Annotated in this window: 25 protein-coding genes; 11 read left to right on the top strand and 14 right to left on the bottom strand. The window is 62.5% G+C overall.

Annotated features, from left to right (window positions below):
• Positions 1-44: 44 nt before the first annotated feature.
• A complete protein-coding gene (locus tag AC07XM_RS18960; RefSeq protein WP_016485652.1) occupies positions 45-761 on the bottom strand; it encodes a glycerophosphodiester phosphodiesterase in 717 nt (238 codons plus the stop codon).
• A 31-nt stretch (positions 762-792) separates the two neighbouring features.
• Positions 793-1,377 (bottom strand): PilZ domain-containing protein, encoded by a 585-nt coding sequence (locus AC07XM_RS18955; protein WP_016485653.1) that lies wholly within the window; start codon positions 1,375-1,377, stop codon positions 793-795.
• A gap of 93 nt (positions 1,378-1,470) precedes the next feature.
• Here AC07XM_RS18955 and AC07XM_RS18950 point away from each other — a divergent pair, with 93 nt between their 5' ends.
• From AC07XM_RS18950 to AC07XM_RS18940, 3 genes are all read left to right on the top strand, one after another.
• A complete protein-coding gene (locus tag AC07XM_RS18950) occupies positions 1,471-2,721 on the top strand; it encodes a lipoprotein-releasing ABC transporter permease subunit (protein ID WP_016485654.1) in 1,251 nt (416 codons plus the stop codon).
• Between the two features lie 7 nt (positions 2,722-2,728).
• Positions 2,729-3,412 carry a lipoprotein-releasing ABC transporter ATP-binding protein LolD gene (lolD, locus tag AC07XM_RS18945; protein ID WP_172455936.1) on the top strand — a complete coding sequence of 228 codons (684 nt, stop codon included), beginning with the start codon at positions 2,729-2,731 and terminating at the stop codon, positions 3,410-3,412.
• A 61-nt stretch (positions 3,413-3,473) separates the two neighbouring features.
• Complete coding sequence (locus tag AC07XM_RS18940; RefSeq protein WP_024717337.1) at positions 3,474-4,715, top strand: lipoprotein-releasing ABC transporter permease subunit; 1,242 nt, start codon at positions 3,474-3,476, stop codon at positions 4,713-4,715.
• Between the two features lie 121 nt (positions 4,716-4,836).
• On the opposite strand, the gene AC07XM_RS18935 is transcribed toward AC07XM_RS18940, so the two are convergent.
• Together AC07XM_RS18935 and cinR are read right to left on the bottom strand one after the other, a co-directional pair.
• Positions 4,837-6,189: a heavy metal sensor histidine kinase gene (locus AC07XM_RS18935; RefSeq protein WP_016485657.1), complete on the bottom strand. Its 1,353-nt coding sequence runs from the start codon at positions 6,187-6,189 to the stop codon at positions 4,837-4,839.
• Positions 6,186-6,866 (bottom strand): two-component system response regulator CinR, encoded by a 681-nt coding sequence (cinR, locus tag AC07XM_RS18930; RefSeq protein ID WP_016485658.1) that lies wholly within the window; start codon positions 6,864-6,866, stop codon positions 6,186-6,188. The genes AC07XM_RS18935 and cinR overlap by 4 nt, the downstream gene beginning before the upstream one ends.
• 182 nt (positions 6,867-7,048) lie before the next feature.
• Here cinR and AC07XM_RS18925 point away from each other — a divergent pair, with 182 nt between their 5' ends.
• A complete protein-coding gene (locus AC07XM_RS18925; RefSeq protein ID WP_016485659.1) occupies positions 7,049-7,555 on the top strand; it encodes a cupredoxin domain-containing protein in 507 nt (168 codons plus the stop codon).
• 68 nt (positions 7,556-7,623) lie between these two features.
• Positions 7,624-8,454 carry an NADPH-dependent 7-cyano-7-deazaguanine reductase QueF gene (queF, locus tag AC07XM_RS18920; protein ID WP_016485660.1) on the top strand — a complete coding sequence of 277 codons (831 nt, stop codon included), beginning with the start codon at positions 7,624-7,626 and terminating at the stop codon, positions 8,452-8,454.
• Positions 8,455-8,596: 142 nt separating this feature from the next.
• On the opposite strand, the gene AC07XM_RS18915 is transcribed toward queF, so the two are convergent.
• Together AC07XM_RS18915 and pcrP are read right to left on the bottom strand one after the other, a co-directional pair.
• The gene (locus AC07XM_RS18915; protein WP_016485661.1) at positions 8,597-8,860 is read right to left on the bottom strand and encodes a DUF4404 family protein; all 264 of its coding nucleotides are present in this window, start codon (positions 8,858-8,860) and stop codon (positions 8,597-8,599) included.
• Positions 8,861-8,982: 122 nt separating this feature from the next.
• On the bottom strand, positions 8,983-9,549 hold the full coding sequence (gene pcrP / locus AC07XM_RS18910) for an HAD superfamily inactivated hydrolase PcrP (protein ID WP_016485662.1): 567 nt from the start codon (positions 9,547-9,549) through the stop codon (positions 8,983-8,985).
• A 201-nt stretch (positions 9,550-9,750) separates the two neighbouring features.
• On the opposite strand from pcrP, the gene AC07XM_RS18905 reads away from it, so the two are divergent.
• Positions 9,751-10,458 carry an MlaA family lipoprotein gene (locus AC07XM_RS18905; RefSeq protein WP_016485663.1) on the top strand — a complete coding sequence of 236 codons (708 nt, stop codon included), beginning with the start codon at positions 9,751-9,753 and terminating at the stop codon, positions 10,456-10,458.
• Between the two features lie 31 nt (positions 10,459-10,489).
• Here the strand turns inward: AC07XM_RS18905 and AC07XM_RS18900 are convergent, their stop codons facing one another.
• Positions 10,490-10,789 (bottom strand): PilZ domain-containing protein, encoded by a 300-nt coding sequence (locus AC07XM_RS18900; RefSeq protein ID WP_016485664.1) that lies wholly within the window; start codon positions 10,787-10,789, stop codon positions 10,490-10,492.
• A gap of 270 nt (positions 10,790-11,059) precedes the next feature.
• Here AC07XM_RS18900 and rssB point away from each other — a divergent pair, with 270 nt between their 5' ends.
• Complete coding sequence (rssB, locus tag AC07XM_RS18895; protein WP_024717336.1) at positions 11,060-12,241, top strand: two-component system response regulator RssB; 1,182 nt, start codon at positions 11,060-11,062, stop codon at positions 12,239-12,241.
• Positions 12,238-12,720, top strand: a complete 483-nt coding sequence (gene rssC, locus AC07XM_RS18890; RefSeq protein WP_102689585.1) for an anti-sigma factor antagonist RssC — start codon at positions 12,238-12,240, stop codon at positions 12,718-12,720. Before rssB ends, rssC begins: the two co-directional genes overlap by 4 nt.
• A 138-nt stretch (positions 12,721-12,858) precedes the next feature.
• On the opposite strand, the gene AC07XM_RS18885 is transcribed toward rssC, so the two are convergent.
• The 7 genes from AC07XM_RS18885 to AC07XM_RS18855 form a co-directional block, all read right to left on the bottom strand.
• Positions 12,859-14,709, bottom strand: a complete 1,851-nt coding sequence (locus AC07XM_RS18885) for an alkaline phosphatase D family protein (RefSeq protein ID WP_096425813.1) — start codon at positions 14,707-14,709, stop codon at positions 12,859-12,861.
• 207 nt (positions 14,710-14,916) lie between these two features.
• Positions 14,917-15,843 (bottom strand): transaldolase, encoded by a 927-nt coding sequence (gene tal / locus AC07XM_RS18880; RefSeq protein WP_016485667.1) that lies wholly within the window; start codon positions 15,841-15,843, stop codon positions 14,917-14,919.
• A gap of 210 nt (positions 15,844-16,053) precedes the next feature.
• Positions 16,054-17,064, bottom strand: coding sequence for a tRNA dihydrouridine(20/20a) synthase DusA (gene dusA / locus AC07XM_RS18875; RefSeq protein ID WP_102689586.1), 1,011 nt, complete (start codon positions 17,062-17,064; stop codon positions 16,054-16,056).
• A gap of 422 nt (positions 17,065-17,486) precedes the next feature.
• Positions 17,487-20,012 carry a TonB-dependent siderophore receptor gene (locus AC07XM_RS18870; RefSeq protein WP_060518368.1) on the bottom strand — a complete coding sequence of 842 codons (2,526 nt, stop codon included), beginning with the start codon at positions 20,010-20,012 and terminating at the stop codon, positions 17,487-17,489.
• A gap of 99 nt (positions 20,013-20,111) precedes the next feature.
• The gene (locus AC07XM_RS18865) at positions 20,112-21,053 is read right to left on the bottom strand and encodes a FecR domain-containing protein (RefSeq protein WP_060518366.1); all 942 of its coding nucleotides are present in this window, start codon (positions 21,051-21,053) and stop codon (positions 20,112-20,114) included.
• Positions 21,050-21,577 (bottom strand): sigma-70 family RNA polymerase sigma factor, encoded by a 528-nt coding sequence (locus AC07XM_RS18860; RefSeq protein ID WP_019472810.1) that lies wholly within the window; start codon positions 21,575-21,577, stop codon positions 21,050-21,052. The genes AC07XM_RS18865 and AC07XM_RS18860 overlap by 4 nt, the downstream gene beginning before the upstream one ends.
• 73 nt (positions 21,578-21,650) lie before the next feature.
• Positions 21,651-22,052, bottom strand: a complete 402-nt coding sequence (locus tag AC07XM_RS18855; protein WP_082422023.1) for a GFA family protein — start codon at positions 22,050-22,052, stop codon at positions 21,651-21,653.
• 216 nt (positions 22,053-22,268) lie between these two features.
• Between AC07XM_RS18855 and AC07XM_RS18850 the strand changes: the two genes are divergently transcribed.
• The 3 genes from AC07XM_RS18850 (at position 22,269) to AC07XM_RS18840 (ending at position 24,152) form a co-directional block, all read left to right on the top strand.
• Positions 22,269-22,796 (top strand): DUF3455 domain-containing protein, encoded by a 528-nt coding sequence (locus tag AC07XM_RS18850; protein ID WP_096425816.1) that lies wholly within the window; start codon positions 22,269-22,271, stop codon positions 22,794-22,796.
• 109 nt (positions 22,797-22,905) lie between these two features.
• The gene (locus AC07XM_RS18845; RefSeq protein ID WP_031311700.1) at positions 22,906-23,448 is read left to right on the top strand and encodes a sigma-70 family RNA polymerase sigma factor; all 543 of its coding nucleotides are present in this window, start codon (positions 22,906-22,908) and stop codon (positions 23,446-23,448) included.
• Positions 23,445-24,152 (top strand): anti-sigma factor, encoded by a 708-nt coding sequence (locus AC07XM_RS18840; RefSeq protein ID WP_023047169.1) that lies wholly within the window; start codon positions 23,445-23,447, stop codon positions 24,150-24,152. Before AC07XM_RS18845 ends, AC07XM_RS18840 begins: the two co-directional genes overlap by 4 nt.
• Positions 24,153-24,357 lie beyond the last annotated feature (205 nt).

The following is a 24,357-nucleotide window of genomic DNA, read 5'->3' as shown; positions in this document are numbered from 1 at the left end:
CTCCGACCGGTGGCCTGAGCCGGTCGGAGAGACCGATTTCAACCCTACCCGAGGGTGGTCTTGGCCAAACCGGGAAAGTCTGTAATCAGGCTGTCCACGCCAAAGTCCGCGAGCCGGCGCATCAGTGCCGGCTCGTTGACCGTCCACACCGATACGTGCAAACCCTGGCCCTGCGCTTTAAGCAGGCGCTCGGGGGTGCACAGTGTCCAGTTCAATGCCAGCAGTTCACAGCCGTAGTTCTGCGCTACCTTCAACGGGTCGAGCCAGGCGTACTCGGCGACCAGCCCGCGCTTCACGTCTGGCACCAGCTCCAGGGCGGCGCCCAGCACTTCGCGTGAGCTGGAGGTGATGGTGACCTTGTCCAGCAGGCCATGCTGCTGGGCCAATTCGCGAATTGCCAACACGGTGGTGGCAGCACGGGTGCGCGAGGCGCTTTTTACCTCAAGCTGCCAGTGCTCGAACGGGCATTTTTCGAACAGCTCTTCCAGTTTCGGTATAGGGCAGGGCTGCACGTGGCCCGGGCCGCCTTTGCGCGCATCGATCTTCATCAAGTCGGCGGCCGGGTGGTCGACCACCTTGCCGCGTCGGCCAGTGGTGCGCTTGAGGGTGGGGTCGTGGATCACCATCAGCTCGTTGTCGGCCGACAGGTGCAGGTCCAGCTCGCAGCGGGTGACGCCGTGGGACAGGCACTGGCGGAAGCTGTGCAGTGTGTTCTCGGGTGCTTCGCCCTTGGCGCCGCGATGGCCGTAGATCAGGGTCACGTTCGTTCCTTCAAATCAGAGAAAAACAGGGTCATGGGGCGGGATCGTTCTGTTCCAGCTGCTGGCGCCGCTGTTGTTGCTGGCGCTGCAGGATATAGCGAGCCAGCAGTTGACGCTGGGCGTCGGTCATGTCGATGAATTCGGTACCGACCTCGAAGCCGCCCGCGGGGCGCGGGTCGCAATGGGTGACCTTGCCGCGCAGCAGCAAACCGTGGGCGCGGGGCATCAGCACCATCTTCACTTTCACCCGGGTGCCAGGGGCAACCTGCGTGGCCTGGGCGAATTCGATACCGCCTTCGGAAAGCACGACCGGCACCGGCTGGCCTACTTCGCCGAGCAGGGTCTGGGCGACGACTGCACTGAGCAGGTCGAGGCGTTTGTTCTGCGCCCGCAGGAAGGCCGCGAGTGTGCGGTCCTTGTCGCTCAACTGACGCAGCAGGTGCTGCGACTCGAAGTCGGACAGGTGCAGCTCGCTCAGCAGGTTGAACAGCGGAGAATCATCTTGCAATACATCTGGCTCAAGGGCTTCGGCCGCACTGAGGGGGCTGATTTGAAGTGCGATCCGGTCTTCGATGCGGTAGTATTCGCGGCGATCTTCTTCGTCTAATGTCGTCATGGCGAACCCAAGGTAGCGGCGGTGGTCCGAGTGTAAAGCCGCCGTAGGCGCCTCGCCACAAGGACGTTCCCTTTCATCCGAACAAGCCCCGACATGTTCAGACCTCTTTTCGCATTCATAGGCACGCGTTATACCCGTGCCAAACGCCGTAACCACTTCGTCTCGTTCATTTCCCTGACCTCGATGATCGGCCTCGCCCTGGGCGTGGTGGTGATGATCGTGGTGCTGTCGGTGATGAACGGCTTCGACCACGAGATGCGCACCCGCGTGCTCGGCATGATCCCGCATGCCACGCTGGAGAGCGGCCAGCCCATTGCCGACTGGCCGGCCCTTGCCCAACAAGTAAAGCAGAATCCGCAGGTGGTGGCGGTTGCGCCGTTCACCCAGATGCAGGGGCTGCTGACCCATGACGGCAAGGTGCAGAAGGTGCTGCTCAACGGCATCGACCCGGCCCGCGAGCGCGAGGTGTCGATCATCGACAACTTTGTCCTGCAAGGCCGCCTCGACCAGCTGGCGCCGGGTGAGTGGGGCATCATGATCGGCGACAAGGCTGCGGCCAAGCTGGGGGTGGGCATTGGCGACAAACTCACCTTCGTCGCCCCCGAGGTCAGCGTGACGCCGGCCGGCATGTTCCCGCGCATGAAACGCTTCACCGTGGTTGGCACCTTTCACGTCGGCGCAGGCGAGATCGACGGTTACCTGGGGCTGACCAACATCAGCGACCTTTCCCGCCTGCACCGCTGGAAGCCCGACCAGGTGCAGGGCCTGCGCCTGAAGTTCGACGACCTGTTCCAGGCGCCGCGCGTGGCCTGGAGCATCGCACAGCAGCTGGGCGACCAGGAGTTCTACAGCCGTGACTGGACCCGCACCCACGGCAACCTGTACCAGGCCATCCGCATGGAAAAGGCCATGATCGGCCTGCTGTTGCTGCTGATCGTGGCGGTGGCGGCGTTCAACATCATTTCTACCCTGGTGATGGTGGTCAACGACAAGCGCGGCGACATTGCCATCTTGCGCACGCTGGGCGCCACGCCCGGCCAGATCATGCTCATCTTCATGGTCCAGGGCACGGTGATCGGGGTGATCGGTACCCTGATCGGCGCCGTGGTCGGGATCGTTGCTGCGCTGAACGTGAGTGCGGCGATCGCCGGCATCGAGAAGCTGATCGGGCACAAGTTCCTGAACGCCGACGTGTACTTCATCGATTACCTGCCGTCGCAGATCCAGTCCCAGGACGTGTACATGGTCTGTGGTGCGGCGCTGGTCCTGAGTTTCTTCGCCACCCTGTACCCGGCCTGGCGTGCGGCCCGCACCCAGCCTGCAGAGGCGCTACGTTATGAGTGAGTCGCGCATGAGTGATAAAGCCGTTCTGAGTTGCCGCAACCTGGGCAAGTCTTACGACGAAGGCCCGGAATCGGTGAAGGTGCTATCCGTGCTCAACCTTGAGCTGCATGCCGGGGAGCGGGTGGCCATTGTCGGTAGCTCCGGTTCGGGCAAGAGTACCTTGCTCAACCTGTTGGGCGGCCTTGATCGGCCCACACAAGGCAGCGTATGGCTGGCTGGCGAAGAGCTGTCGGCCCTGGGTGAACGTGCCCGTGGCCTGCTGCGCAACCGTGAGCTGGGCTTTGTCTACCAGTTCCACCACCTGTTGCCGGAATTCACCGCCATCGAGAACGTGTGCATGCCGCTGCTGATCGGCCGCACGCCCATCCCTGAGGCCCGGGAACGTGCCGAGGCGCTGCTCAAGCGGGTGGGCCTGGGCCACCGCCTGAACCACAAGCCGGCCGAATTGTCTGGCGGTGAGCGCCAGCGGGTGGCGATTGCCCGAGCACTCGTCAACCGCCCCGGCCTGGTGATGCTCGATGAGCCTACCGGCAACCTCGACCACCATACCGCACAAGGCATCCAGGAACTGATGCAGGAGCTGTCCAGTTCGTCGCGCACGGCGTTCCTGGTGGTGACCCATGACCTCAACCTGGCGCGGCAGATGGACCGTGTATTGAAGCTCGACGACGGCCACCTGGTGGCGATCTGATCGACTGCTCGGGGTGGCAGGTGCCGCCCCGTTTTCCTGTTTTCATTGGGTGATTTCGTACATGTTCAGACCCTTGCCCATCTTCATCGGCGCGCGCTACACCCGAGCCAAGCGGCGCAACCACTTCATCTCGTTCATCTCGATGACCTCGATGATCGGCCTGTCGCTGGGCGTGCTGGCGATGATCGTGGTGCTGTCGGTGATGAACGGCTTCCAGCGCGAAATGAGCTCGCGCATTCTCGGCCTGGTACCGCATGCCGCCATCCTCGGCGTGCAGCCGCTGGACGACTGGCACAAGGTGGCCGACGCAGCCTTGCAGAACCCGGCGGTGATGGCGGCTGCGCCGATTACCGAAATGGAGGGCATGCTCTCGTACAAGGGTGCGATGCAGCCGATCCAGGTGGGCGGTATCGACCCGGCCGAAGAGGGCAAGGTCTCGATCGTTGGCCAGCACATTGTCCAGGGCCGCCTGCAGGACCTGCAGCCGGGTGAGTTCGGTGTGGTCATTGGTGAATTGACCGCACGGCGCTTCCGCCTGAACACCGGCGACAAGCTGACCCTGATCGTGCCGGAAATCAGCAAGGAGCCGGGTGGCATTACCCCGCGCATGCAGCGCCTGACCGTGGTCGGTATCTTCAAGGTCGGTGCCGAGCTGGATGGTTCGCAAGCCTACATCCACGTCGCCGATGCCGGCGAGATGCAACGTTGGGCACCGGGCCAGGTGCAGGGCGTGCGCCTGAAGCTGCATGACCTGTATGCCGCGCCGCAGGTGTCCAAGGCGATTGCAGCCGGGCTGGGTGACGCCTACCGCGCCGATGACTGGTCGCACACCCAGGGCAGCCTGTTCAGCGCCATGAAGATGGAAAAGACCATGATCGGCCTGCTGTTGATGATGATCATCGCCGTGGCGGCCTTCAATATCATTGCCACCTTGGTAATGGTGGTGAACGACAAGGGGCCGGACATTGCCATTCTGCGGACCTTGGGCGCCACGCCCGCGCAGATCATGGGCACGTTCATGGTCCAGGGCAGCCTGATTGGTGTTGTCGGGACGCTGATCGGCGGCGTGCTGGGCGTGATTGCGGCGTTCAATGTCAGCCAGATCGTGGGTTGGCTGGAGCGGGTGAGCGGGCAACACATCTTTACTTCGGATGTGTACTTCGTCAGCAGCTTGCCGTCGCAATTGCAGTGGGGCGATGTGGTGATGATCTGCACGGCGGGGTTGGTGATGAGCTTCCTGGCGACCATTTACCCGGCTTATCGGGCGTCGCAGGTGCAGCCGGCGATTGGCCTGGCGGTTTGAGGTAGGTTCCAGGGCCTTATCGCCGGCAAGCCAACTCCCACAGGTACCGCGCAGGCTCTCGGCTTGATGCGTACCCGTGGGGGGCGGCTTGCCGGCGATGGGCCGCGAAGCGGCCCCATTTTCACCGATCCTGGCTGAACTCGATCACGAACCGTGTCCACCCATCTTCACATTCCGCCCGAATGCCCCCGCCATGGGCCTGCACGATCGACCGGGTAATCGCCAAGCCCAACCCAGCATGCTCGCTACTGCCTTCGCGCCGTGCCGGGTCCACACGGTAAAAGCGGTCGAACAACCGCGGCAAAGCAGCTGGCTCGATGGCCGGCCCGGTATTGGCCACGCTGATTCTCGGCCCAGGCGCCAGCGTCACCCTTATCTGCCCGCCCGCCGGGGTAAAGCGCATGGCGTTATCCAGCAGGTTGGACAGCGCCCGGCGCAGCATATGCCGGTCACCGTGCAACACGGCCTCCCCCTCGCGCAGCATCTGCACATTGTTGTCTTCGGCCAGCGGCGCGTAGTACTCCAGCAGCGCATCCACCTCGTCATGCAACGCCAACGGCGCTTGCCCCGGTACCAGCAAGCCGTGATCGGCCTTGGCCAGGAACAACATGTCGTTGATCATTTGCGCCATCCACTGCAGTTCTTCCAGGTTGCCATGCAGCGCTTCGCGGTACTCCTCAAGGCTGCGTGGGCGGGTGAGGGTAACCTGGGTATGAGTTAGCAGATTGGACAGCGGCGTGCGCAACTCGTGGGCTATGTCGGCAGAAAATGCCGACAGGCGCTGGAAGGCATCGTCCAGGCGCTGCAGCATGGCGTTCATGCTGGTGGCCAGTTCGGCCAGCTCTTCGGGCATTTGCGCCACCGGCAGGCGTGTGGTGAGCGAGCGTGCCGACACGCTGGCGGCCACCTGGCCCATCTGCCGTAACGGGCGCAGGCCGCTGCGTACCGCCCAGGCGCCGAGCAGCGCGGTGGCCAGCGCTGAAAGGCCGACCGTCAGCCAGATCAGGCGTTGCATGCCCTGCAGGAAATGCTGGTGGTGGGTGATGTCGAGGTACAGGGCCAGTTGTGGCGACTGCACGGCGCCCTGCGCCAGGTGCACAGCCAGGCTGCGGTAGTCGGTGCCTTGTGCATGCAGGGTGGCCAGCCCGGCGGGCAGCGGTGCCTGCGGTAGCCCGGTGCGGCTTTCGAACCAGGTGGTGCCGTCGCTGCCGCTGATGCGCAGGGCCAGGTCGGCCTGGTGGCTCAGCTCATCGCGCAGGGCGGGCAGGCGTGCCTGCAGCTCGGTTGGGGTGGCGATGCCGGCCAGTTGCGTACGGAACAGTGACAGGCGCGAGTCCAGCAGTTGCTGGTCGAGTTCGACGAAGTGCTGCTCGCTGGCCCGGCTGAACAACACGCCGGCGCCCAGCGAAACGGCGGCGGTGCAGGCGGCAAACAACAGGGCCAGACGGCTGCCGAGGGAAACCCTGCGCATCATTCCGTGCGCTCTTCGAGCACATAGCCCATGCCACGTACGGTGTGGATCAGCTTGTTGGGGTGCGGGTCGTCGATTTTCAGGCGCAGGCGGCGGATCGCCACTTCGATCACGTTGGTGTCGCTGTCGAAATTCATGTCCCACACCTGCGAGGCGATCAGCGATTTTGGCAATACCTCGCCTTGGCGGCGCAGCAGCAGTTCGAGCAGGGCGAACTCCTTGGCGGTCAGGTCGATACGCTGGCCGGCGCGCTCGGCGCGGCGGCGGATCAAGTCCAGGCGCAGGTCGGCCAGGTTCAGGGTGGTGTCCTGGCTGGGGCTGGTGCCGCGGCGCAACAGGCTGCGCACCCGGGCCAGCAGTTCGGAAAAGGCGAACGGCTTGACCAGATAGTCGTCGGCGCCCAGCTCCAGGCCATGCACGCGGTCCTCGACGGCATCGCGGGCGGTGAGGAACAGTACTGGCGTATCCAGGCCGGCCTGGCGCACGGCCTGGAGGATCTGCCAGCCGTCACGTCCAGGCAACATTACGTCGAGGATCAGCAGGTCGTGGTCGCCGGTCAGGGCCAGGAACTGGCCGGTTTCGCCATCGGTGGCCAGCTCAGTGGCGAAGCCGGCCTCGCTCAAGCCCTGGCTGAGGTACTGGCCGGTGCGGGCCTGGTCTTCGACGATCAGCAGTTTCATGCACTGTCCATAATCTGAAAGTTTGTGCCTGCCCTGTGGAAGCGGGTGATGTAGTGGCTGAAATGATACGTGACGAAGCGCAGGCACGCCCAAGCTGACAAAGTTGTAATCTCCCTGTCAGGTAGCTGCCAGTCGCCCGTGACTAAGGTGGCCTCATCCTGTTGTACATTTCCGGAGTCATCATGAAACGCCTGTTCATCGCCGCCCTTGCCTTGGCCAGCCTGCCGACCTTTGCCGGCGAGGCGCAAACTTTCGCCTTTGGCGAGCCGGCCCCGGCGAACAAAGCCACCCGCACGGTCAACGTGGTGCTCAAGGACATCGCCTTCGAGCCCAGAAACCTGCAGGTAAAAGCCGGCGAGACGGTGCGCTTCGTGCTGGTCAACGAGGGCAAGCTGCCGCATGAATTCAACCTGGGTGACAAGGCCATGCATGCCGAGCACCAGAAGGAAATGGTCGCCATGCAAGGCAAGCTGTTCACCGAGGCCATGAACCACGAAGGCATGGACCACGGCCAGATGATGGGTCACGGCGGCGGCCATGGCCACGGTGGCGGCAACACGGTGCTGGTCATGCCAGGCCAGCGCGCCGAGCTGACCTGGACCTTCCGCAAGTCGGCGCCCATCGAGTTCGCCTGCAACGTGCCGGGGCATTATCAGGCTGGCATGGTCGGGGCGTTGACCATCGAGTGACTTGCGCTCCAAGGCAGGGTGCAAAACCGGTAGACTAGGGGCAATTTCGAACCTCTAGGTCAGTTTCCATGCATCCTGCTGCCGAACACTCGCCGCTGGGCAAGTCCAGCGAATACATTGCCACCTACTCCCCGGAGCAGCTCTTCCCGATCCCGCGTACCGCCAAGTGGGCTGAGCTGGGCGTCACTGCACAGACCTTGCCCTGGCAGGGCGTGGATTACTGGAACTGCTTCGAATTGAGCTGGCTGCTGCCGTCGGGCAAACCGGTGGTGGCGATCGGCGAGTTCGCCATCCCGGCCGATTCGCCGAACATCATCGAGTCCAAGTCGTTCAAGTTGTACCTCAACTCGCTGAATCAGACGGTGTTTGCCTCGCTGGGCGAATTGCAGGCCTGCCTGGAGAAAGACCTGTCTGCCGCGGCCGGCAAGCCGGTGGGGGTGAAGGTACGTACCTTGGCTGAAGTCGAGGGCCAAGGCGTGGAGGCCTTGCCTGGGCTGTGCATCGATGCGCTGGACGTTGCCATCAGCAACTACGAGCAGCCGCAGCCTGAGCTGCTGCGCTGCACCCCGGAGCGAGTGGTAGAAGAAACCTTGCACAGCCACCTGCTGAAGTCCAACTGCCCCGTTACCGGCCAGCCGGACTGGGGCAGCGTGGTGGTCGAGTACAAGGGCAGGGCGCTGGACCACGCCAGCCTGCTGACCTATCTGATCAGCTTCCGCCAGCATGCCGACTTCCATGAGCAGTGCGTAGAACGCATTTATCTGGACTTGAAGAACCTGCTGCAGCCCGAGCACCTGACGGTGTATGCGCGGTATGTGCGCCGGGGTGGGCTGGATATCAACCCGTACCGTAGCACTGGGGCGATCAGCCCGAAGAATGTGCGTCTGGTGCGTCAGTAACTCTGACCGGACTGGGGCCGTTTCTCGGCCCATTCGCGGGGCAAGCCCGCTCCCACAGGTGCCGCACTGCCCTCAAGTGCAGCGAATAGCCTGTGGGAGCGGGCTTGTCCCGCGAATGGGGCGCGAAGCGGCCCTTGCTGTATCAGATACCCATGCTGTGCAGCGAGTTGGCAATGCTGCGCAGGGTGGCGGTAAGGTCTGGGTGGTCAGCCTCGAAGCGTTCGATTGCCAGGTTCACGCCATCCACCAGGTTGTTGTCTGGCGTGGCTTCCTCCAGTTTCAGTTGCGCCTCGATCTGGCGCGCTTCTTCGTGCAGCGCAGCCAGTTCGTCTTCCGAAAGCGGTACGTTGCGGTCCAGTTGCTCGCGCAGGCTGTTCAGGCGCTTTTGCAATTCGCGGGCAGGCATGGGTAGTTCTCCATCAATGGCTTGGCAAACCATGGACCTTAGCGAAGCGGCAAAGGTTCTGGTCTGCCTTCAGCGTAATCCACCTGAAGCTGCTTTGCATGATCCGCATCAAGGGTGCTGTATCAAGGTTTTTCACCTTTGCGCCGGCGCTGGGTGATGTCCTGCAGGCAGGTATCCAGCGCTTCCAGGTGGTCGATGACCGAGTGCACCCCCAGGCCGAACAGTTCCAGCGTCGCCTTGCCACGGGCCGCGTCCTGTTGCTGTGAGGTCATGGCTTGCCATTGCCGAGAGCTGCGATCGCAGAATGGGCTGCAGGCGGCCAGGCCAACTGTCCACAAGCCGGCGTTAAGGCCGGACTGCAGCAGTTGTGGGTTGCCGCTGACCAGTACGCAGCCGTCCAGGCGTTCGCTTTCCAGGGTCATCAACGCCTGCCAGCAGGCGTTGGGCGCCGGCCAGCGTACGCCGTTTACCGAATGCCCCGGCAGCCAGTCGGGCAGTACGTGTGCCAGGCGCTTGCTTTGGGTGGCGCTGAGGTCATCCAGCCAGATGCACGGCACCTGGTGCTGGCGCAGGCTGGCGAGGGTAGCCAGGGCGCCGGGGGCGGGCGAGGGGGCGCTACCATTGGCCGCCTGCACCAGGCAGCCGCGCAAGCCGAACAGCACAGCAGTGAAGGCGGGTGCAGCGTCCATGGCAACTTCCCCCAAATAGTCCGCAGGCTATTCGTTGATTGTTACCGCCCTGTGACATCGGCCCTTGTGCAACAGTTGTTCACAAAATATTGAACAAACATGTGTAAAGCTGTTTATCAGCCCGCAAGCCTCTATACTGCCGCCTTACCAGCAGCGCGACCCGTTGCGCTTGCGGCCGAGAAATTCGATGGAGAGACATCTATGCGTAGGATCGGTGCCAGTGTGATCGAACGAGTCACCCAGGCCTGTGTCTGCGCCAGCATGCTGCTGGCGCCCGTGGCAGCCACCCAGGCAGCCACCGAGGAAGATCCCTGGGAAGCGGTCAACCGGCCGATCTTCCGCTTCAACGATACCCTCGACACCTATGCCCTCAAGCCGTTGGCCAAGGGCTATCAGGCGGTCACGCCGCAGTTCCTTGAAGATGGCATCCACAACATCTTCCGCAACCTGGGCGACGTGACCAACCTGGCCAACGACGTGCTGCAGTTCAAGCCTCATGCGGCGGGTGTGGACACTGCGCGGCTGATCGTCAACACCACCTTCGGCCTGGGCGGTTTCTTCGATGTGGGCACCAAGATGGGCCTGCAGCGCAATGACGAGGACTTCGGGCAGACCTTGGGTTACTGGGGTGTGCCGAGCGGCCCTTACGTGGTTATCCCGCTGCTGGGGCCAAGCACGGTGCGTGATGGCGTGGCCAAGTACCCCGACAGCTACACCAAGCCTTACCGCTACATCGACCATGTGCCGACGCGCAACTCGATATTCGCCCTGGACGTGATCGACACGCGTGCCGACCTGCTGTCCGCCGAGAAGCTGATTCAGGGTGACAAGTACATCTTCATTCGTAACGCCTACCTGCAGAACCGCGAGTTCAAGGTCAAGGATGGCGAAGTCGAAGACGACTTCTGATCTGTGAACAGGGGCCGCAATCGGCCCCTGTTCAATGCATGGCCAGCACGCGCAACCCGAACTTCTGCTGCCCACCCGGCTGGTCGGCAATCCATACCACCTCAGTGCTGGCGTGCAGCCCTTTCAACGCCGGGTGGTCGGAATCGATGCGCACCTCAATCTGATCGCCCACCTGGAAGCGTTGCGGGGCCTGCACCTGCATGCCGCTGCTGGACAGGTCCAGGCACACGGCGGAAATCACCTGGCCTTCATGCAGCAGGCTCACCGCAGTGTCGATGCGCATGCGGATGAAATCGCGTTTTTCACTATGGCTGGAGGGCGTGTGGGGCATGCTGCATCCTTCCCATTGGGGTGCGCTAGTCGACTTTCTTATAACTCCCGGTGATTTGCCCTGTAAAGAGCGGCGAGGTCGACCGTTGCATGCTTGAAACGCCTGCCGGATGGGAGTACCGTCTGCGCCTTACAAGGTACCTTTGACAGTTGCCGGGCAGGTGTTCTTGTCCTACAACTCAAGTAGAGTGTGACCACCAAGAATTCCCGTAGCTGGCCGTCTGCTTTGCCGACACCGCTGCACCAACCCAAATCGGCGCCGTTCGCCCACATGCAGAAAACCAGTGCAACGCTGCTGATTATCGATGATGACGACGTGGTCCGTGCGAGCCTCGCCGCCTATCTCGAAGACAGTGGCTTCAGCGTCCTCCAGGCCGGTAATGGCCAGCAGGGGCTTCAGGTCTTCGAAGAACACCAGCCCGACCTTGTGATCTGCGATTTGCGCATGCCGCAGATGGGCGGCCTCGAACTGATCCGTCAGGTCAGCGAGCGTGCGCCGCAGTTACCGGTGATCGTGGTGTCTGGTGCCGGCGTCATGAGCGATGCGGTGGAAGCGTTGCGCCTGGGCGCCGCCGACTACCTGATCAAGCCGCTGGAAGACCTGGCCGTCCTTGAGCATTCGGTGCGCCGTGCCCTCGACCGCTCGCGTCTGGTGCTGGAAAACCAGCGCTACCGCGACAAGCTCGAAGCGGCCAACCGCGAGCTGGAGGCCAGCCTGCACCTGTTGCAGGAGGACCAGACCGCCGGTCGCCAGGTGCAGATGAACATGCTGCCGGAAAGCCCCTGGGTAGCTGGCGAGTTCGCGTTCGAGCACCAGATCATCCCGTCGTTGTACCTGTCGGGTGATTTTGTCGATTACTTCCGCGTGGACGAGCGGCGCATCGCCTTCTACCTCGCTGATGTTTCCGGGCATGGCGCGTCGTCGGCCTTTGTCACCGTCCTGTTGAAATTCATGACCACGCGACTCATGTTTGAGCTCAAGCGCAGCAAAATGCGCGAGTTCAAGCCGTCCGAAGTGCTCAGTCACATCAACCGCGGCCTGATCAACAGCAAGCTGGGCAAGCACGTCACCATGGTCGGCGGGGTGATCGACGAAGAGTCTGGTCTGTTGACCTACGCCGTGGGTGGGCATTTGCCGCTGCCAGTGCTGCATACCCCGGCGCACACCCGTTACCTGGAAGGCCGGGGCCTGCCGGTGGGGCTGTTCGACGAGGCCACTTATCAGGATCTGGTTGTTGAGCTGCCACCGCAGTTCAGCCTTAGCCTGATGTCCGATGGCATTCTGGACCTTTTGCCGGGTGATACGCTCAAAGATAAAGAAGCCGCCTTGCCGGAGATCGTCAGGGCAGCAGGTGGCAGCCTGGATGGGCTGCGTCAACGATTCGGATTAGCTACGCTTGGGGATATGCCGGATGATATCGCCCTATTGGTGTTAAGCAGGAACCTTCAATGAGTACCGGTAGAATCCAGTTCGCCGAGCAGAGCGGCACCTTCGTACTGAAGTTCGTCGGTGAAGTGCGCCTGACCCTGTGTTCGGCCTTGGATGCGACGATCGAGAAAATTTTCACTGCGTTGAACTTCTCGGCGATTGTCATCGACCTCACCGAAACCGAGAGTATCGACAGCACTACCTTGGGCCTGCTGGCCAAGCTGTCGATCCTGTCGCGGCAGAAGGTCGGCCTGTTGCCGACCGTGGTCAGCACCAACCCGGACATTTCCCGGCTGTTGCAGTCGATGGGCTTCGATCAGGTGTTCAACATTGTCGATCGCCCGATTCCTTGCCCTGAGTGCCTGACCGACCTACCGTCGCAGGACCAGAACGAAGACGTGGTGCGTTCCAAGGTACTGGAGGCGCACAAGATCCTCATGGGCCTGAACGACTCCAACCGCGAAGCCTTCCATGACCTGGTCAATGCGCTGGAGCGGACCTGATCGTTAACCTGCGCCGGCCCATTCGCGGGCTTGCCCGCTCCCACAGGTGCTGCGTAGTTTTCAAGCGGTACACCGCCCCTGTGGGAGCGGGCAAGCCCGCGAATGGGCCGGCACAGGCAGCAGAATTTCTCGAGCAGACTATTTTCCGCCAATAAACTCGGTAGCCTCACCCCCACCCGCATCGAGCTGATACACCCGCATCGGCCGCCCCTGTTCATCAAAGAATACCTGCCCCAACCCCGCACCGTTCCACAACCGCTCCCCGGCCTTGCTGTGGCTCGGCGTACGTGGCACTACTTCCATCTCCCGACGCTTGGTAAACCAGTTCAGCGGCGAGCGTGGCGCATACAGCCAGCGGTTGAGCCGGTCGAGCACGTCGAGCAGGCGCCGGGGGAACTCGTTCTTGATTCCGCTGCTGGTCACCTGCCACAAATGCGGGCTGCGCTGGCGGTGGCGGATCATTACTTCATAGACAAACGAGTAGTGCACATCCCCGGACAGCACCACGTAGTGGCCCGGCGTACGCGAGTGGCGGAAGATGTTGAGGATGACCTGCGCCGCACCGCGGTGGGCCATCCAGTTTTCGGCATCCACCAAAAGCGGATACCCCAGCCAGCTGAACACCTTCTGCACGGTCTCGATCAGCTTCACGCCAAAAATCGGCGCAGGCGAGACGATGACTGCTGATGGGTGGTCGAGCAGCGCGTGCTGCAGTTCGCTAAGCGCTTCCCAGTCGAGCAGGCCGGATGGCTTGGCCAGGTTGCTTTCGCTGCGCCAGCGCCGGGTACGGGTGTCCAGCACCAGCAAGGGTGGGTTTGTTGGCAAGCTGAATTGCCAGCCCTGAAAGCGCAGCAGATCGCCGATCAGTTCATCGCGGGTTTGGCTGTTCGACGCCTGGCATTGCCTGACCAGTGGCTTGCAGCCGTCCGGATCGTTGCCCCAGGCTTGGCACAGCAGGTAGCCGAGCAGGGCATTGCCGATGATCCGCCGTGAAAACGGGTGGCCGTAGGCGGTTTCTTCCCATTGTGCCGAGAGGTTCCAGTCATCGGTGATGTCGTGGTCGTCGAAGATCATCAGACAGGGCAGGTGGGCCATCACCCGCGCCACCTGGCCGAGGTTCTCGGCAAACGCCTGAATCAGCGGCAGCTCCTGCCGGTAACGCGCCTGGCGCTGGTCGCTGAGCCCGTCGGGCATGACCATGTCCACCCACTGCCAAGGCACGGGTGACCAGACCAGCAGGTACATGGCCATGACTTCGGCGAACGTCACCAGGTGGTTGTCGGCATTGCTGGACGAAAAGATCGGCTTGCGCTTGCCGCCGAAAAAGCGCTCGCGCAGGGTGTCGTTCGTTTCCTGCGCCGGCAACAGGTCGGCGCGGTGGTAGTAGCTGGCCGGGTGCTGGTACAGCGCCTGGCTATCAGGCACCACTGCGCCATCCAGTTGCTCGTCGAACAGGCCCAGGCGCTCGATCAGGCAATGGATAGCACGCAGCATCGGGCCGGCAACATCGTCGGCGTACACCTGGTCGCCGGTCATCAGTAGCACGGCCGGGCGATCTTCGGGTTGCTTGCAGGCTTGCAGCAAGCGGTCGGCGCACAGCAGGCCATCGATGGCGGGGTGGTGGGGCTTGCGGCAGGAGCCGTGCAGCAAGTGGTCGAGCCGATCGCGCAGCACCAGGCTTGGGCGCTGGGTGCCGGGGTAGAGCAGATGCGGCCCCCATCCAGCGATGCCCTGGCCATTGATCAGCAGGTCATAGTCGAGCTGCTGGTTGCGGGGCAGGGCATTGTCGAAGTGGATATCCAGCAGGTGGATGAAGGCGTGCTGGCCGACCGGGACGACCTGGCAATCCACCGTGGCCTCGCTTGCCGGGAGGATGAATTCGGGTTGCAGCGGTTGGGTAGCGACCAGCCAGATGGCCAGGCGCTGGGGTTCCAGGCGGCGCAGTACCGGGCCGGCGAGTACGAGGGGCAAGGGGGTAGAGGAGGTCATCGACAGCTCGGGTGGCTTATCGGGCCCCTTCGCGGGTAAACCCGCTCCCACAAGTACAGCGCCAATTTCAGGCCTGTGGGTATGCGTGTGGGAGCGGGTTTACCCGCGAAGAGGCCCTGGAATTCAATTCACAACTAAAGCTTGGCAAAACAAAAACGGGCGGAAAATGCTGAACACTTCCCGCCCATCAGGCAAACCGGATATGTATCAGGCTTTTTCAGCCATCAACTTCTCCAGCTTCTCCTGGTCCCGGGCAAACTGGCGGATACCTTCGGCCAGCTTTTCGGTGCCCATGGCATCTTCGTTCATCGCCCAGCGGAACTGGCTTTCACTCAACTGCTGCTTGGCCTCACCGGCATTGCCCGGCTTGAGCACGCGCGGCAGTTCACCCTGATCGTCGCTCAGTTGCTGCAGCAGTTCGGGGCTGATGGTCAGGCGGTCGCAGCCGGCCAGTTGTTCGATCTGGCCGATGTTGCGGAAGCTGGCGCCCATCACCACGGTGTTGTAACCATTGGCCTTGTAGTAGTTGTAGATGCGCGTCACCGATTGCACGCCAGGGTCCTCGGCGCCCACGTAATCCGTGCCGGTGCTCTTTTTGTACCAGTCGTAGATACGACCCACGAACGGCGAAATCAGGAACACCCCGGCATCGGCACAGGCCTGGGCCTGGGCGAAGGAGAACAGCAGGGTGAGGTTGGTCTGGATGCCTTCCTTCTCCAGCTGCTCGGCAGCGCGGATGCCTTCCCAGGTGGAGGCCAGCTTGATCAGCACGCGGTCTTTGGAGACCCCGGCTGCGTCATACAGGCCGATCAGCTGGCGGGCTTTGTTCAGCAGCGCCGGTTCATCGAACGACAGGCGTGCATCCACCTCGGTCGAGATACGGCCGGGAATGACCTTGAGAATGCCCGAGCCCACGGCCACCGCGAACTTGTCGCAGGCCAGGTCGACATCGCCCTTGGCATCGGCCTTCACCTGCTTGAGCAGGTCGGCGTAGCCCGGGATGGCGGCAGCCTTGAGCAGCAGCGACGGGTTGGTGGTGGCATCGACCGGCTTCAGGCGGGTGATGGCATCCAGGTCCCCGGTGTCGGCGACCACGGTGGTGAACTGCTTCAGTTGTTCCAGCTTGGAAGTCATGGGCGTGCTCTGTCCTGTGCATTTACTCGACATTACCCGAGCCCCGACAGCCGCTCAAGGGCCTGTAGAAGCGGGCTTGCCCACGAAGGGCCGTACGTAAGGTGAAGATTCGAGTGCCCGGCTGCCTTGAGGTTCCACATACTCGTCTGAGCGGCCTTGTGTCGCGACAGGGCGCTCCTACAACGGCCGTGTCGCGTGCATGGGGTAGTATCACCGTCCTTGCAGCAACTCCACCGCCTGGTCAAACACTGCCAGCGGCTGCGCCGCCTTGTGAATGTCTGCCGACAGCAACTGACGGAAGCGCCGCGCCCCCTTGAACCCTTGGGCCAGCCCCAGAATATGCCGGGTAACGTGGTGCATCGCGCCGCCACTTTCCATGTGCGCCACAATATAGGGCCGCAATTGCGCCAGCACTTCGCTACGGCTGACCACCGGCGCATCGCTGCCAAACAGCCGCTGGTCCACCTCGGCCAGCAGGTAAGGGTTGTGATACGCCTCACGCCCGAGCATTACGCCATCGAAGGTTTCAAGGTGTGCCTGGCATTCTTCCAGGGTCTTGATCCCGCCGTTGAGCACGATCTCCAGGTCCGGGAAGTCTGCCTTCAACTGCGCTGCTACTTCATAGCGCAGGGGCGGAACCTCGCGGTTCTCCTTCGGCGACAGTCCTTCCAGAATCGCGATGCGCGCATGCACGGTAAAACTCCGGCAGCCGGCTTCGCGCACCTGGCCGACGAAGTCGCAGAGTTCGGCATAGCTGTCGCGGCCATTGATGCCGATGCGGTGCTTGACCGTCACCGGTGTCGATACCGCATCACGCATGGCTTTCACGCAATCGGCCACCAATGCCGGGTGAGCCATCAGGCAGGCACCGATCATGTTGTTCTGCACCCGGTCGCTCGGGCAGCCGACATTGAGGTTGACCTCGTCGTAGCCCGCGTCCTCGGCCAGGCGTGCGCAGGCGGCCAAATCGGTGGGCACGCTACCGCCCAGTTGCAGGGCCAGCGGGTGCTCGGAGGCATCGTGGCGCAGGAAACGGTGGGCGTCGTTGTGCAGCAGGGCACCGGTGGTGACCATTTCGGTGTAGAGCAAGGTTTGCTTGGAGAGCAGGCGCAGGAAGAAGCGGCAGTGGCGGTCTGTCCAGTCCATCATGGGTGCAACGCTGAAGCGGCGTGACGGCTCAGGGCGCGTGGTTGTTGGGCTAGAGCCTGTATTAGCGGTCATATCGTTCAACGTTTTCGGTACCGAATGCTGGATTTTAGGGCGTAGCAGCAAATTGCAGGGGCGGCATTAGCAAATGCTGGCAACAAAAAGGATCTGCGTTTGCCCGGGGTGTCGGCTAGTTTACCAAGAGAGCTTGGTATCCGTCTGGAAACAGGCCGAGTGTTCCGTCTGAGGCCCAATACATGCGTGTAGACGTTAGCTAAATGTGTCGGAACCGTCGCCGTGTCCCGATTTGTCTCCGCTGACAATGATGTTGTCCTTGCGCTAGGGCGCATCAAGCGGGCAGGCCAAGGCGCACGACCTCGGCACTGCCTACCGACCCGCCGCCGATACCCAGTTCGTCCGGCGCCAGCAGCGCTGGCTAGATAGACCCTGTCCCCGGCGTGGTGGCGCCGGGGCTTCGTGAGGTGCCAGGCAATTCCCTAGAAGCTGTACTTCACATTGACCATCAGGTTACGCGGCGCCCCCCAGAAAACCGTCCCGTAGTTGCCAATGCCACTGTAGTAGTGCTTGTCGAACAGGTTGTTGACGTTAAGGGTTGCCTTCAGATTGCGGGTAAAGTCATAGCCACCCACCAACCCCACCAGCGCATAGGACTTCTGTTCAAACTTGGCAGCCGGGTCGTCGATCGCGTACCAGTCCTCATCGCTTGGCTTGAAGAAGGTCGCACTCTGCCAATACGCATTGCCGCCCACGGTGAACTTGTGCCAATCGCCCTGCAGGCGGTAGTTGGTCGCCAGCTTGAGCAGATGCTGCGGTTGGTTGGTTGCCACGCGCTGGTCATCAGCATCGTGGGATTCGGCGAAGGTGTAGCCCGCCATCACTTGCAGGTCTTTCATCAGTTCGCCGTTTACTTCCAGCTCGACGCCGCGGGTGGTGACGCCTTGCGCCGCCCGGTAGGCGCTGCCGCCACTTGGCGTGGTGCCGCCGGTGAGCACAGCGAAGTTGTCCTGCTTCAGCTCGAACAGGGCCAGGCTGGCATTCAGGCGGTTTTCGAAGTAGGCGCCTTTGATACCGATTTCATAGCTTGCACCGGTAAGTGGGTCGATAGGCTTGCCGTCCGCGCCGAGGCTATACGCCTGGGGTTTGAACACGTCGGTGTAGCTGGCATACACGGTGTGGTACCGGTCCAGGTCGTAGGTGACGCCAGCGTAAGGCACGATTTCGCTGGAGTTGGTGGCGCTGGCCGGGAGGCGGCGACCGATGGCGTTGATCGTGTCGATGTCCCATTTGTAGTCGACGATCCGTGCCCCCAGGATAACGGCCAGCGCGTCGGTAGGTTTCAGGATGGTTGCCGCAAAGCCCACCTTCTGCCGCGCCTCGATATCGAAGGTGGACCACCATTCGAAGTTGGTTGGGGTATCGCCGTAGCCGTCCCACTGGAATACATCGTCGATGACGCCATTGGTCACACCATCATCACGCTTGGAGGTTGATTTGGTGTGGGCGATGCTGTAGCCGAACACGGCTTCATGCACGCGCCCACCCAGCGAGAACGGGCCGCGAGCATACAGGTCCAGGCCTTTTTCCTTGCTGGTGGTGTTGAATTTGCTCGCGGTGCCGTTGTTGTTCACGGCGCCGGTTTCGGGGTCGATGTTGCCGCCGACAAAGCCATGAGAAATGCTGCCGTCTGCCTGAATCGCCTCGCTGCTGATGCCCGAGATCAGCTCGCGCGAGCGGTAATCACGGCTGCTGAGTACGCCCTTGAGTACCCAGTCGTTATCGAAGGTGTGGGCAAGTTCTGCAAAGGCGCGCTGGGTTTCCTGATTGCGCCAGGTCCAGCGGTCGGCGGCGTTGGTATCACGGTCGAACTTGACCGTACGGCCATCGAGAAAGAACGCGGGCAGTGCGCCGGTGGTGCTGCCGTTGTCGTAGTTTTTCTGCACGTCGTAGCCAAGCGTGAACAAGGTGTTCTCGCTGAGGTCGGCTTCCAGCACGCCATAGAAGGTGTTCTGCTCGCCGGTCAGGTACTCGACGTAACTGTGCCGGGATTGGGTGCCAGCGACCATGCGGCCACGGACATTACCGCTGTCGGTCAACGGGCCGGCAAGGTCGAAGTCGGCCTGGTATTTGTCCCAGGACCCGGCGCCTGCGCCGATACGGCCCTGCAGTGCGGCAGTGGGGCGCTTGCGCACCAGGTTGATGACCCCAGAGGGGTTGCCGGCGCCGTTGACCAGGCCGGTTGCGCCCTTCAGTACTTCGACCCGGTCATAGACCAGGCTGTTGCCGATGCTGTAGTTGTCGCGCAATGAGCCGCCGTCGGAGGACAGGCTGGGCACGCCATCGAACTGGTAGTTATCCAGCTTGAAACCGCGCGAGTAGAAGGTAAAGGCTTCGGAGCTTTCCTGGTTGACCGTGACACCGGGCGTTTGCTTCAGCACTTCGGAAACACTTTGCAGGTTCTGGTCGTCCATCTGTTGGCGGGTGACCACGCTGATCGACTGCGGGGTTTTGCGCAGGCTCAGGTTCAGGCGTGTGGCGGCGGCCGTTTCGCCGGTGGTGTAGGAGCCGCTTCCCTCGGTGGTCAGGCCCAAACCTTCACCCGTGATGCTGGTTGCGCCCAGTTGCAGTGCCGAACCAGCATCAACCTGGCTCACCAGCACATAGTCGTTGCCCACCCGCTGGGCCTGCAGCCCACTACCGGCCAGCAGTAGGGCAAACCCCTGTTCGATATTGAAGCGGCCGTGCAGCCCGCTGCTCTGCCGACCCTGGGTCAGCGCCGCATCGAACGACAGCAGCACCCCGGCCTCGCGGGCGAAGCGGTTCAAAGTCGTCATCAACGGCCCTGGGGCGATATCGTAGACGCGGCTGGCCTGTTGCGCTTGGGCCTGGGCGCTCGTCGACAGCAGCGGGGCCAGCAGCCCGGTATGCAGTGCGATGGCGCTGCCAAGCAGCAGGGACGTGAGGTGTTTTCGGCGCGGGTATGGGCAGCTTGTTGTTATAGGCATGACAGCTCCTTCAAATGCCTGTTTGGGCGGTTTGCAGGAGAGCTCGAACGAGAGAGGCCAATCCGACAATGCGGCTGATAATATTTTCACCCGACGCCATTACGTGGCAGGCATCAGCCTGACCCAGTAGCGCGTCCAGGTGCTGATCTTCAGTTGTAGCGCCTCGGCGATCGCCACCAGGGCGCGGTCGGTGTCGTCCAGTGGATACACCCCAGCCAGGCGCAGCCCGGCCACGTCGTCACTGCAACTCAGCACGCCGGGGCGGTAGCGCTGCAGTTCGGCCAAGGCGCGGCGCAGCGGCCAGCCGTCGAGCACCAGCTGCCCCTCGCGCCACGCGGTGCGAGCCAGGTCGGCTGGGCGTGGCTCGGGCAGCGGGCCGTTGTCGAAGGCCAGGGCCATCCCTGCGTCAACCCGCACCTCGCGGGCGCTCGCAGCGTTGCGCACCGCAACGGCGTGTTCGATAACGGACAGCTCGGTGCAGTCGGCACGCAGGCGCACGGTGAAATCAGTGCCCAGGGCACGCATCTCGCCATGCACCGTGCGCACGCGCAGCGGACGCGGGTCGCTGGCAGTGCGTATGGCGATTTCTCCCTCGACCAGGACGATCAGGCGTTGCTCTGTGCTATAGCGGATATCGACGACAGAGGCGGTATTGAGCGTCAGCCGCGTGCCGTCCTGCAGGGTCAGGCTGCGGCGTTCGCCGGTCGCCGTACGCACATCGGCCAACCAGACAGGGGCGTTGCGGTAGCCCGTCCAGGCTACCCCAGCCAGCCCCATACCCAGCACCAGCGTCTTGAGCACCGTACGCCGTCCCGTCCCGATCTGGCCTGCGGCAAGGGTGTGCCTTGCCAGCGGGCCATGCACGCCGGCCAGGCCTGCCTGCAACTGCTCCAGGCGCCCCCAGGCCCAACCGTGCAAGGGTGACTGCTCGAGCCAGGCTTGCCACTGTGCCCGGTTTTGCGGGCAGTCAGGTGCGGCGAGAAAGCGCGCATGCCAGTGTGCCGCTTCGCGCAGGGCCTGGCGCTGGTCGGAGGGGCTCACAGTTGCGCATCGAAAGCGAACAGCAGGCAACGTTCGGTGGCCTTGGCCATGTACTTCGTCACCGAACTGACAGACACACCGAGGCGCTGTGCGACCTCTGGGTAGGTCAGGCCATCCAGTTGCACGTACAGGAAGGTATCGCGCACTTTCTGGCCCAGCCCGTCGAGCATGGCGTTCAATTGCATCAAGGTTTCCAGCATCAGCAGGCGCTGCTCGGGCGAGCACTCTTCGAGTACCGGCTGGCTGCCGAGGAACTCCAAGTAGGCTTGCTCAAGGTTGCGTCGGCGCAGCTGGTCGATCATCACCCGCCGCGCTACGGTGGCCAGAAAGCTGCGAGGCTCTGCCAACGGCTGGCGTAGCGCGCTGCTGATCAGACGCAGAAAGGTGTCCTGGGTAATATCGGCCGCCCGGTCTGCATTACCCAGGCGCCGGCGAATCCAGCCTTGCAGCCATTGGCTGTGGTCGCGGTACAGGGCATGCATCTCATCATGCCGGGCTGATGCGGGCGGCTGCGGGTAGGGCACCTGGATCTTCCTGATTATAAAGTGCGGATAAGAATTGATCGCAATTATAGGGCTATCAGGATGCTTTGCAATGTCAGTGATTTTGAGGAGCTGAGCTGCAGGGCCCGTACCAAGGGGCAGCAGAATCAACGTGCAGGTGTTGCTGCTTCTTGGGCAGGAATGGCGTATCAAGCGTGCCCAGGGCTATCGAAACCCAGTCGGCAAACTCACCTTCGGAGCGTGACCAGAACAAGGTCGAGCCGCACTCTACGCAAAATTCCCGCATCACCCTCGGCGAAGACGCATAGGTCTTGATACTGGTGGCGCCACGAAGGATACGCAGCATGCTGCGCGGAACACTGCCGTATGAAGCGAATGCTGCCCCGTGCCCTTTGCGGCATTGGCTGCAATGGCAGTGGCTCACAGCTTTTGGCGGGGTAAGCAGCAGGTAACTGACCGCTGCGCACAAGCAGCTTCCTTGGTATGCCTCTTTCACTGGCGCTTCCGTGCAGGTGGAAAACGCCAGCGTAACCGCCCCGGCGAGATCAGTCGACCGTGGCACGCCTGCACACCTGCTTCGGTGTCCGCACGGTATCGATAACGAGCATGCAAAATTATTTTTCAGCCGGTGCATCCAGAACGGCACCCGATGGGTAGTTCTTATCAGGCAGTCGATGATTGCCTGACCCCAGACCCTTACGGAGTTCGCCCCATGATCATCAAGCCCGCTTTCTCCCTGCTCGCTGCCTGCCTCGTACTTGCATCTGGCGCCGCCCATGCCCAGTCGGGCGTCCCGGACGCAATCAAGGTTCCCGACGGCCACGCCATCATGCTGGAAACCGTCGGTGTCGGTGAGATCACCTACGAATGCCGCGACAAGGCCAGTGCGCCAGGCCAGATGGAGTGGGTTTTCGTCGGCCCCAAGGCGGTCCTGAACGATCGTAGCGGCAAGCCTGTGGGTGACTATTTTGGTCCTCCGGCCACCTGGCAGGCCAAGGACGGTTCGAAAGTGACCGGTACCCAGCTTGCCGTAGCCCCGGCCGCCAAAGGGGACATTCCGTATCAACTGGTCAAGGCCAACCCTGCCGAGGGCAAGGGTGCAATGCAAGGGGTCAGTTACATCCAGCGCGTGGCGACGCGCGGGGGAGTAGCGCCTTCGATGGACTGCACAGCGCAGAGCAAAGGGGCGCAGCAGGTCGTCAAGTACCAGGCGGACTACGTGTTCTGGTCAGCCAAATGATCAGGGCTTGAGCAGCACACCAGCGATTGATCATCTACGCTGCTGGAGGTGCCCCAAGCTGGTAAGCCAGGGCACCGTCCAGGTTTCATGACGAAGGAACGACCCCATTTTGAATTCGCCTGTGCTTCCCTTTGATTTCGAGGGCTGTCTTGCTGCTTGTGCTCAAGGAGACCGCCACGCCTTGCAGGCGCTCTATGAGCAGGAGGGGGGCCGTTTACTGGGTGTGGCGCGGCGCATTGCCCGCGACCAGGCGAGCGCGGAGGATATCGTTCACGATGCCTTTGTCCGTATCTGGACACATGCAGCCAGCTATGACCCATCGCGCGGGTCTGCCCGGGGCTGGGTCTACAGCATCACCCGTCACCTGGCGCTGAACTGCGTGCGAGACAGCCGCTGGGAAACCGAGCTGGACGAGCCTGGCATGATCGCAACTGCAAGCCCGGAATTGGACGACCTGCAACTGTGGTCAGGCTCGGCGAAAATCTATCGCTGCCTTGAGCGACTGCAACCCGCTCCCCGGCGCTGCATCCTGCACGCGTATGTGGACGGTTGCAGCAATGCCGAAATCGCAACCCTGCTGGGGGCGCCGCTGGGCACTGTGAAGGCATGGATCAAGCGAAGCCTGAAGGCCCTGCGAGAGTGCATGACATGAAGCCGACCCCTGGTGATGACAGCGCCGAGCAGCTGGACGACCTTGCAGCCGAGTACGTACTGGGCACCTTGAGCGGCGAACAGCGTGCTGCCATGCAGGTGCGGTTGGCGTCGGAGCCGGCCGTACGTGCCGCAGTGGACGCATGGGAGGCCCGCCTGCTCGAACTGGCTACGCGGGTTGAGCCCGTCACGCCAAGCCGCCGCCTGTGGGGCCGAATCGAGCGAAGCCTGGCGCAGGCCAACCCGCCCAGGCGCCAACGCACTGCCGGTTGGCAGCGCCTTGGACTGTGGCAGGGGCTGAGCGCTGCGGGGCTTGCGGCGAGCTTGCTGCTGGCCTTTGCGCTATTGACCAAGGCGCCACCTGTGACCACCTACATGGTGGTGCTGGTAGCGCCGTCGGGCCAGGCCCCGGGGTGGGTCGTGCAAGCCAACGATGCGAGCATGATCGAACTGATCCCGCTTGGCCTGGACGATGTGCCCGAAGGCATGACCTTGCAGTTCTGGACCAAGGGCGAGCAGTGGCGCGCACCTGTTTCGTTGGGGCTGGTCAAACCTGGCGAGCAGTACCGCGTGCCGTTGAGGCGTTTGCCTGAGCTTGAGCCCAACCAGTTGTTCGAGCTGACCCTTGAGAAGGCGGGGGGCTCACCCACGGGTGCACCAACGGGCCCAGTGAAGTTCATTGGCCGCGCGGTGAAGGTAATATGAGCCAGACAGGGCACAGGTGATACGCAGTGGCTTGGCCGACCGATGATTCCAGGTTTAAAGTCAACTCAAGGTCGCTAGCATTTTCCAAGTGGGCTACGAGGATAGGTGAACTGGCGAAGATCAGCGGGCGCGCTGATCCTGCAACAGCTCTCCATGGCCGTGCGTACTCGCCAGTATCGGAGATGGATAGAAAAGGCTTCGCGTA

This window comes from Pseudomonas sp. GW460-LB5, from assembly GCF_059423245.1.
The sequence above is the reverse complement of the archived record's forward strand: the minus strand, read 5'-3'. Positions and strand labels throughout refer to the sequence as shown.

Coding starts and splice junctions, on each gene's coding strand:
- AC07XM_RS18955 (WP_016485653.1), bottom strand. CDS start 1,377: ATGACGACATTAGACGAAGAAGATCGCCGCGAATACTACCGCATCGAA.
- AC07XM_RS18950 (WP_016485654.1), top strand. CDS start 1,471: ATGTTCAGACCTCTTTTCGCATTCATAGGCACGCGTTATACCCGTGCC.
- lolD (WP_172455936.1), top strand. CDS start 2,729: ATGAGTGATAAAGCCGTTCTGAGTTGCCGCAACCTGGGCAAGTCTTAC.
- AC07XM_RS18940 (WP_024717337.1), top strand. CDS start 3,474: ATGTTCAGACCCTTGCCCATCTTCATCGGCGCGCGCTACACCCGAGCC.
- AC07XM_RS18935 (WP_016485657.1), bottom strand. CDS start 6,189: ATGATGCGCAGGGTTTCCCTCGGCAGCCGTCTGGCCCTGTTGTTTGCC.
- cinR (WP_016485658.1), bottom strand. CDS start 6,866: ATGAAACTGCTGATCGTCGAAGACCAGGCCCGCACCGGCCAGTACCTC.
- AC07XM_RS18925 (WP_016485659.1), top strand. CDS start 7,049: ATGAAACGCCTGTTCATCGCCGCCCTTGCCTTGGCCAGCCTGCCGACC.
- queF (WP_016485660.1), top strand. CDS start 7,624: ATGCATCCTGCTGCCGAACACTCGCCGCTGGGCAAGTCCAGCGAATAC.
- AC07XM_RS18915 (WP_016485661.1), bottom strand. CDS start 8,860: ATGCCTGCCCGCGAATTGCAAAAGCGCCTGAACAGCCTGCGCGAGCAA.
- pcrP (WP_016485662.1), bottom strand. CDS start 9,549: ATGGACGCTGCACCCGCCTTCACTGCTGTGCTGTTCGGCTTGCGCGGC.
- AC07XM_RS18905 (WP_016485663.1), top strand. CDS start 9,751: ATGCGTAGGATCGGTGCCAGTGTGATCGAACGAGTCACCCAGGCCTGT.
- AC07XM_RS18900 (WP_016485664.1), bottom strand. CDS start 10,789: ATGCCCCACACGCCCTCCAGCCATAGTGAAAAACGCGATTTCATCCGC.
- rssB (WP_024717336.1), top strand. CDS start 11,060: ATGCAGAAAACCAGTGCAACGCTGCTGATTATCGATGATGACGACGTG.
- rssC (WP_102689585.1), top strand. CDS start 12,238: ATGAGTACCGGTAGAATCCAGTTCGCCGAGCAGAGCGGCACCTTCGTA.
- AC07XM_RS18885 (WP_096425813.1), bottom strand. CDS start 14,709: ATGACCTCCTCTACCCCCTTGCCCCTCGTACTCGCCGGCCCGGTACTG.
- tal (WP_016485667.1), bottom strand. CDS start 15,843: ATGACTTCCAAGCTGGAACAACTGAAGCAGTTCACCACCGTGGTCGCC.
- dusA (WP_102689586.1), bottom strand. CDS start 17,064: ATGACCGCTAATACAGGCTCTAGCCCAACAACCACGCGCCCTGAGCCG.
- AC07XM_RS18870 (WP_060518368.1), bottom strand. CDS start 20,012: ATGCCTATAACAACAAGCTGCCCATACCCGCGCCGAAAACACCTCACG.
- AC07XM_RS18850 (WP_096425816.1), top strand. CDS start 22,269: ATGATCATCAAGCCCGCTTTCTCCCTGCTCGCTGCCTGCCTCGTACTT.
- AC07XM_RS18840 (WP_023047169.1), top strand. CDS start 23,445: ATGAAGCCGACCCCTGGTGATGACAGCGCCGAGCAGCTGGACGACCTT.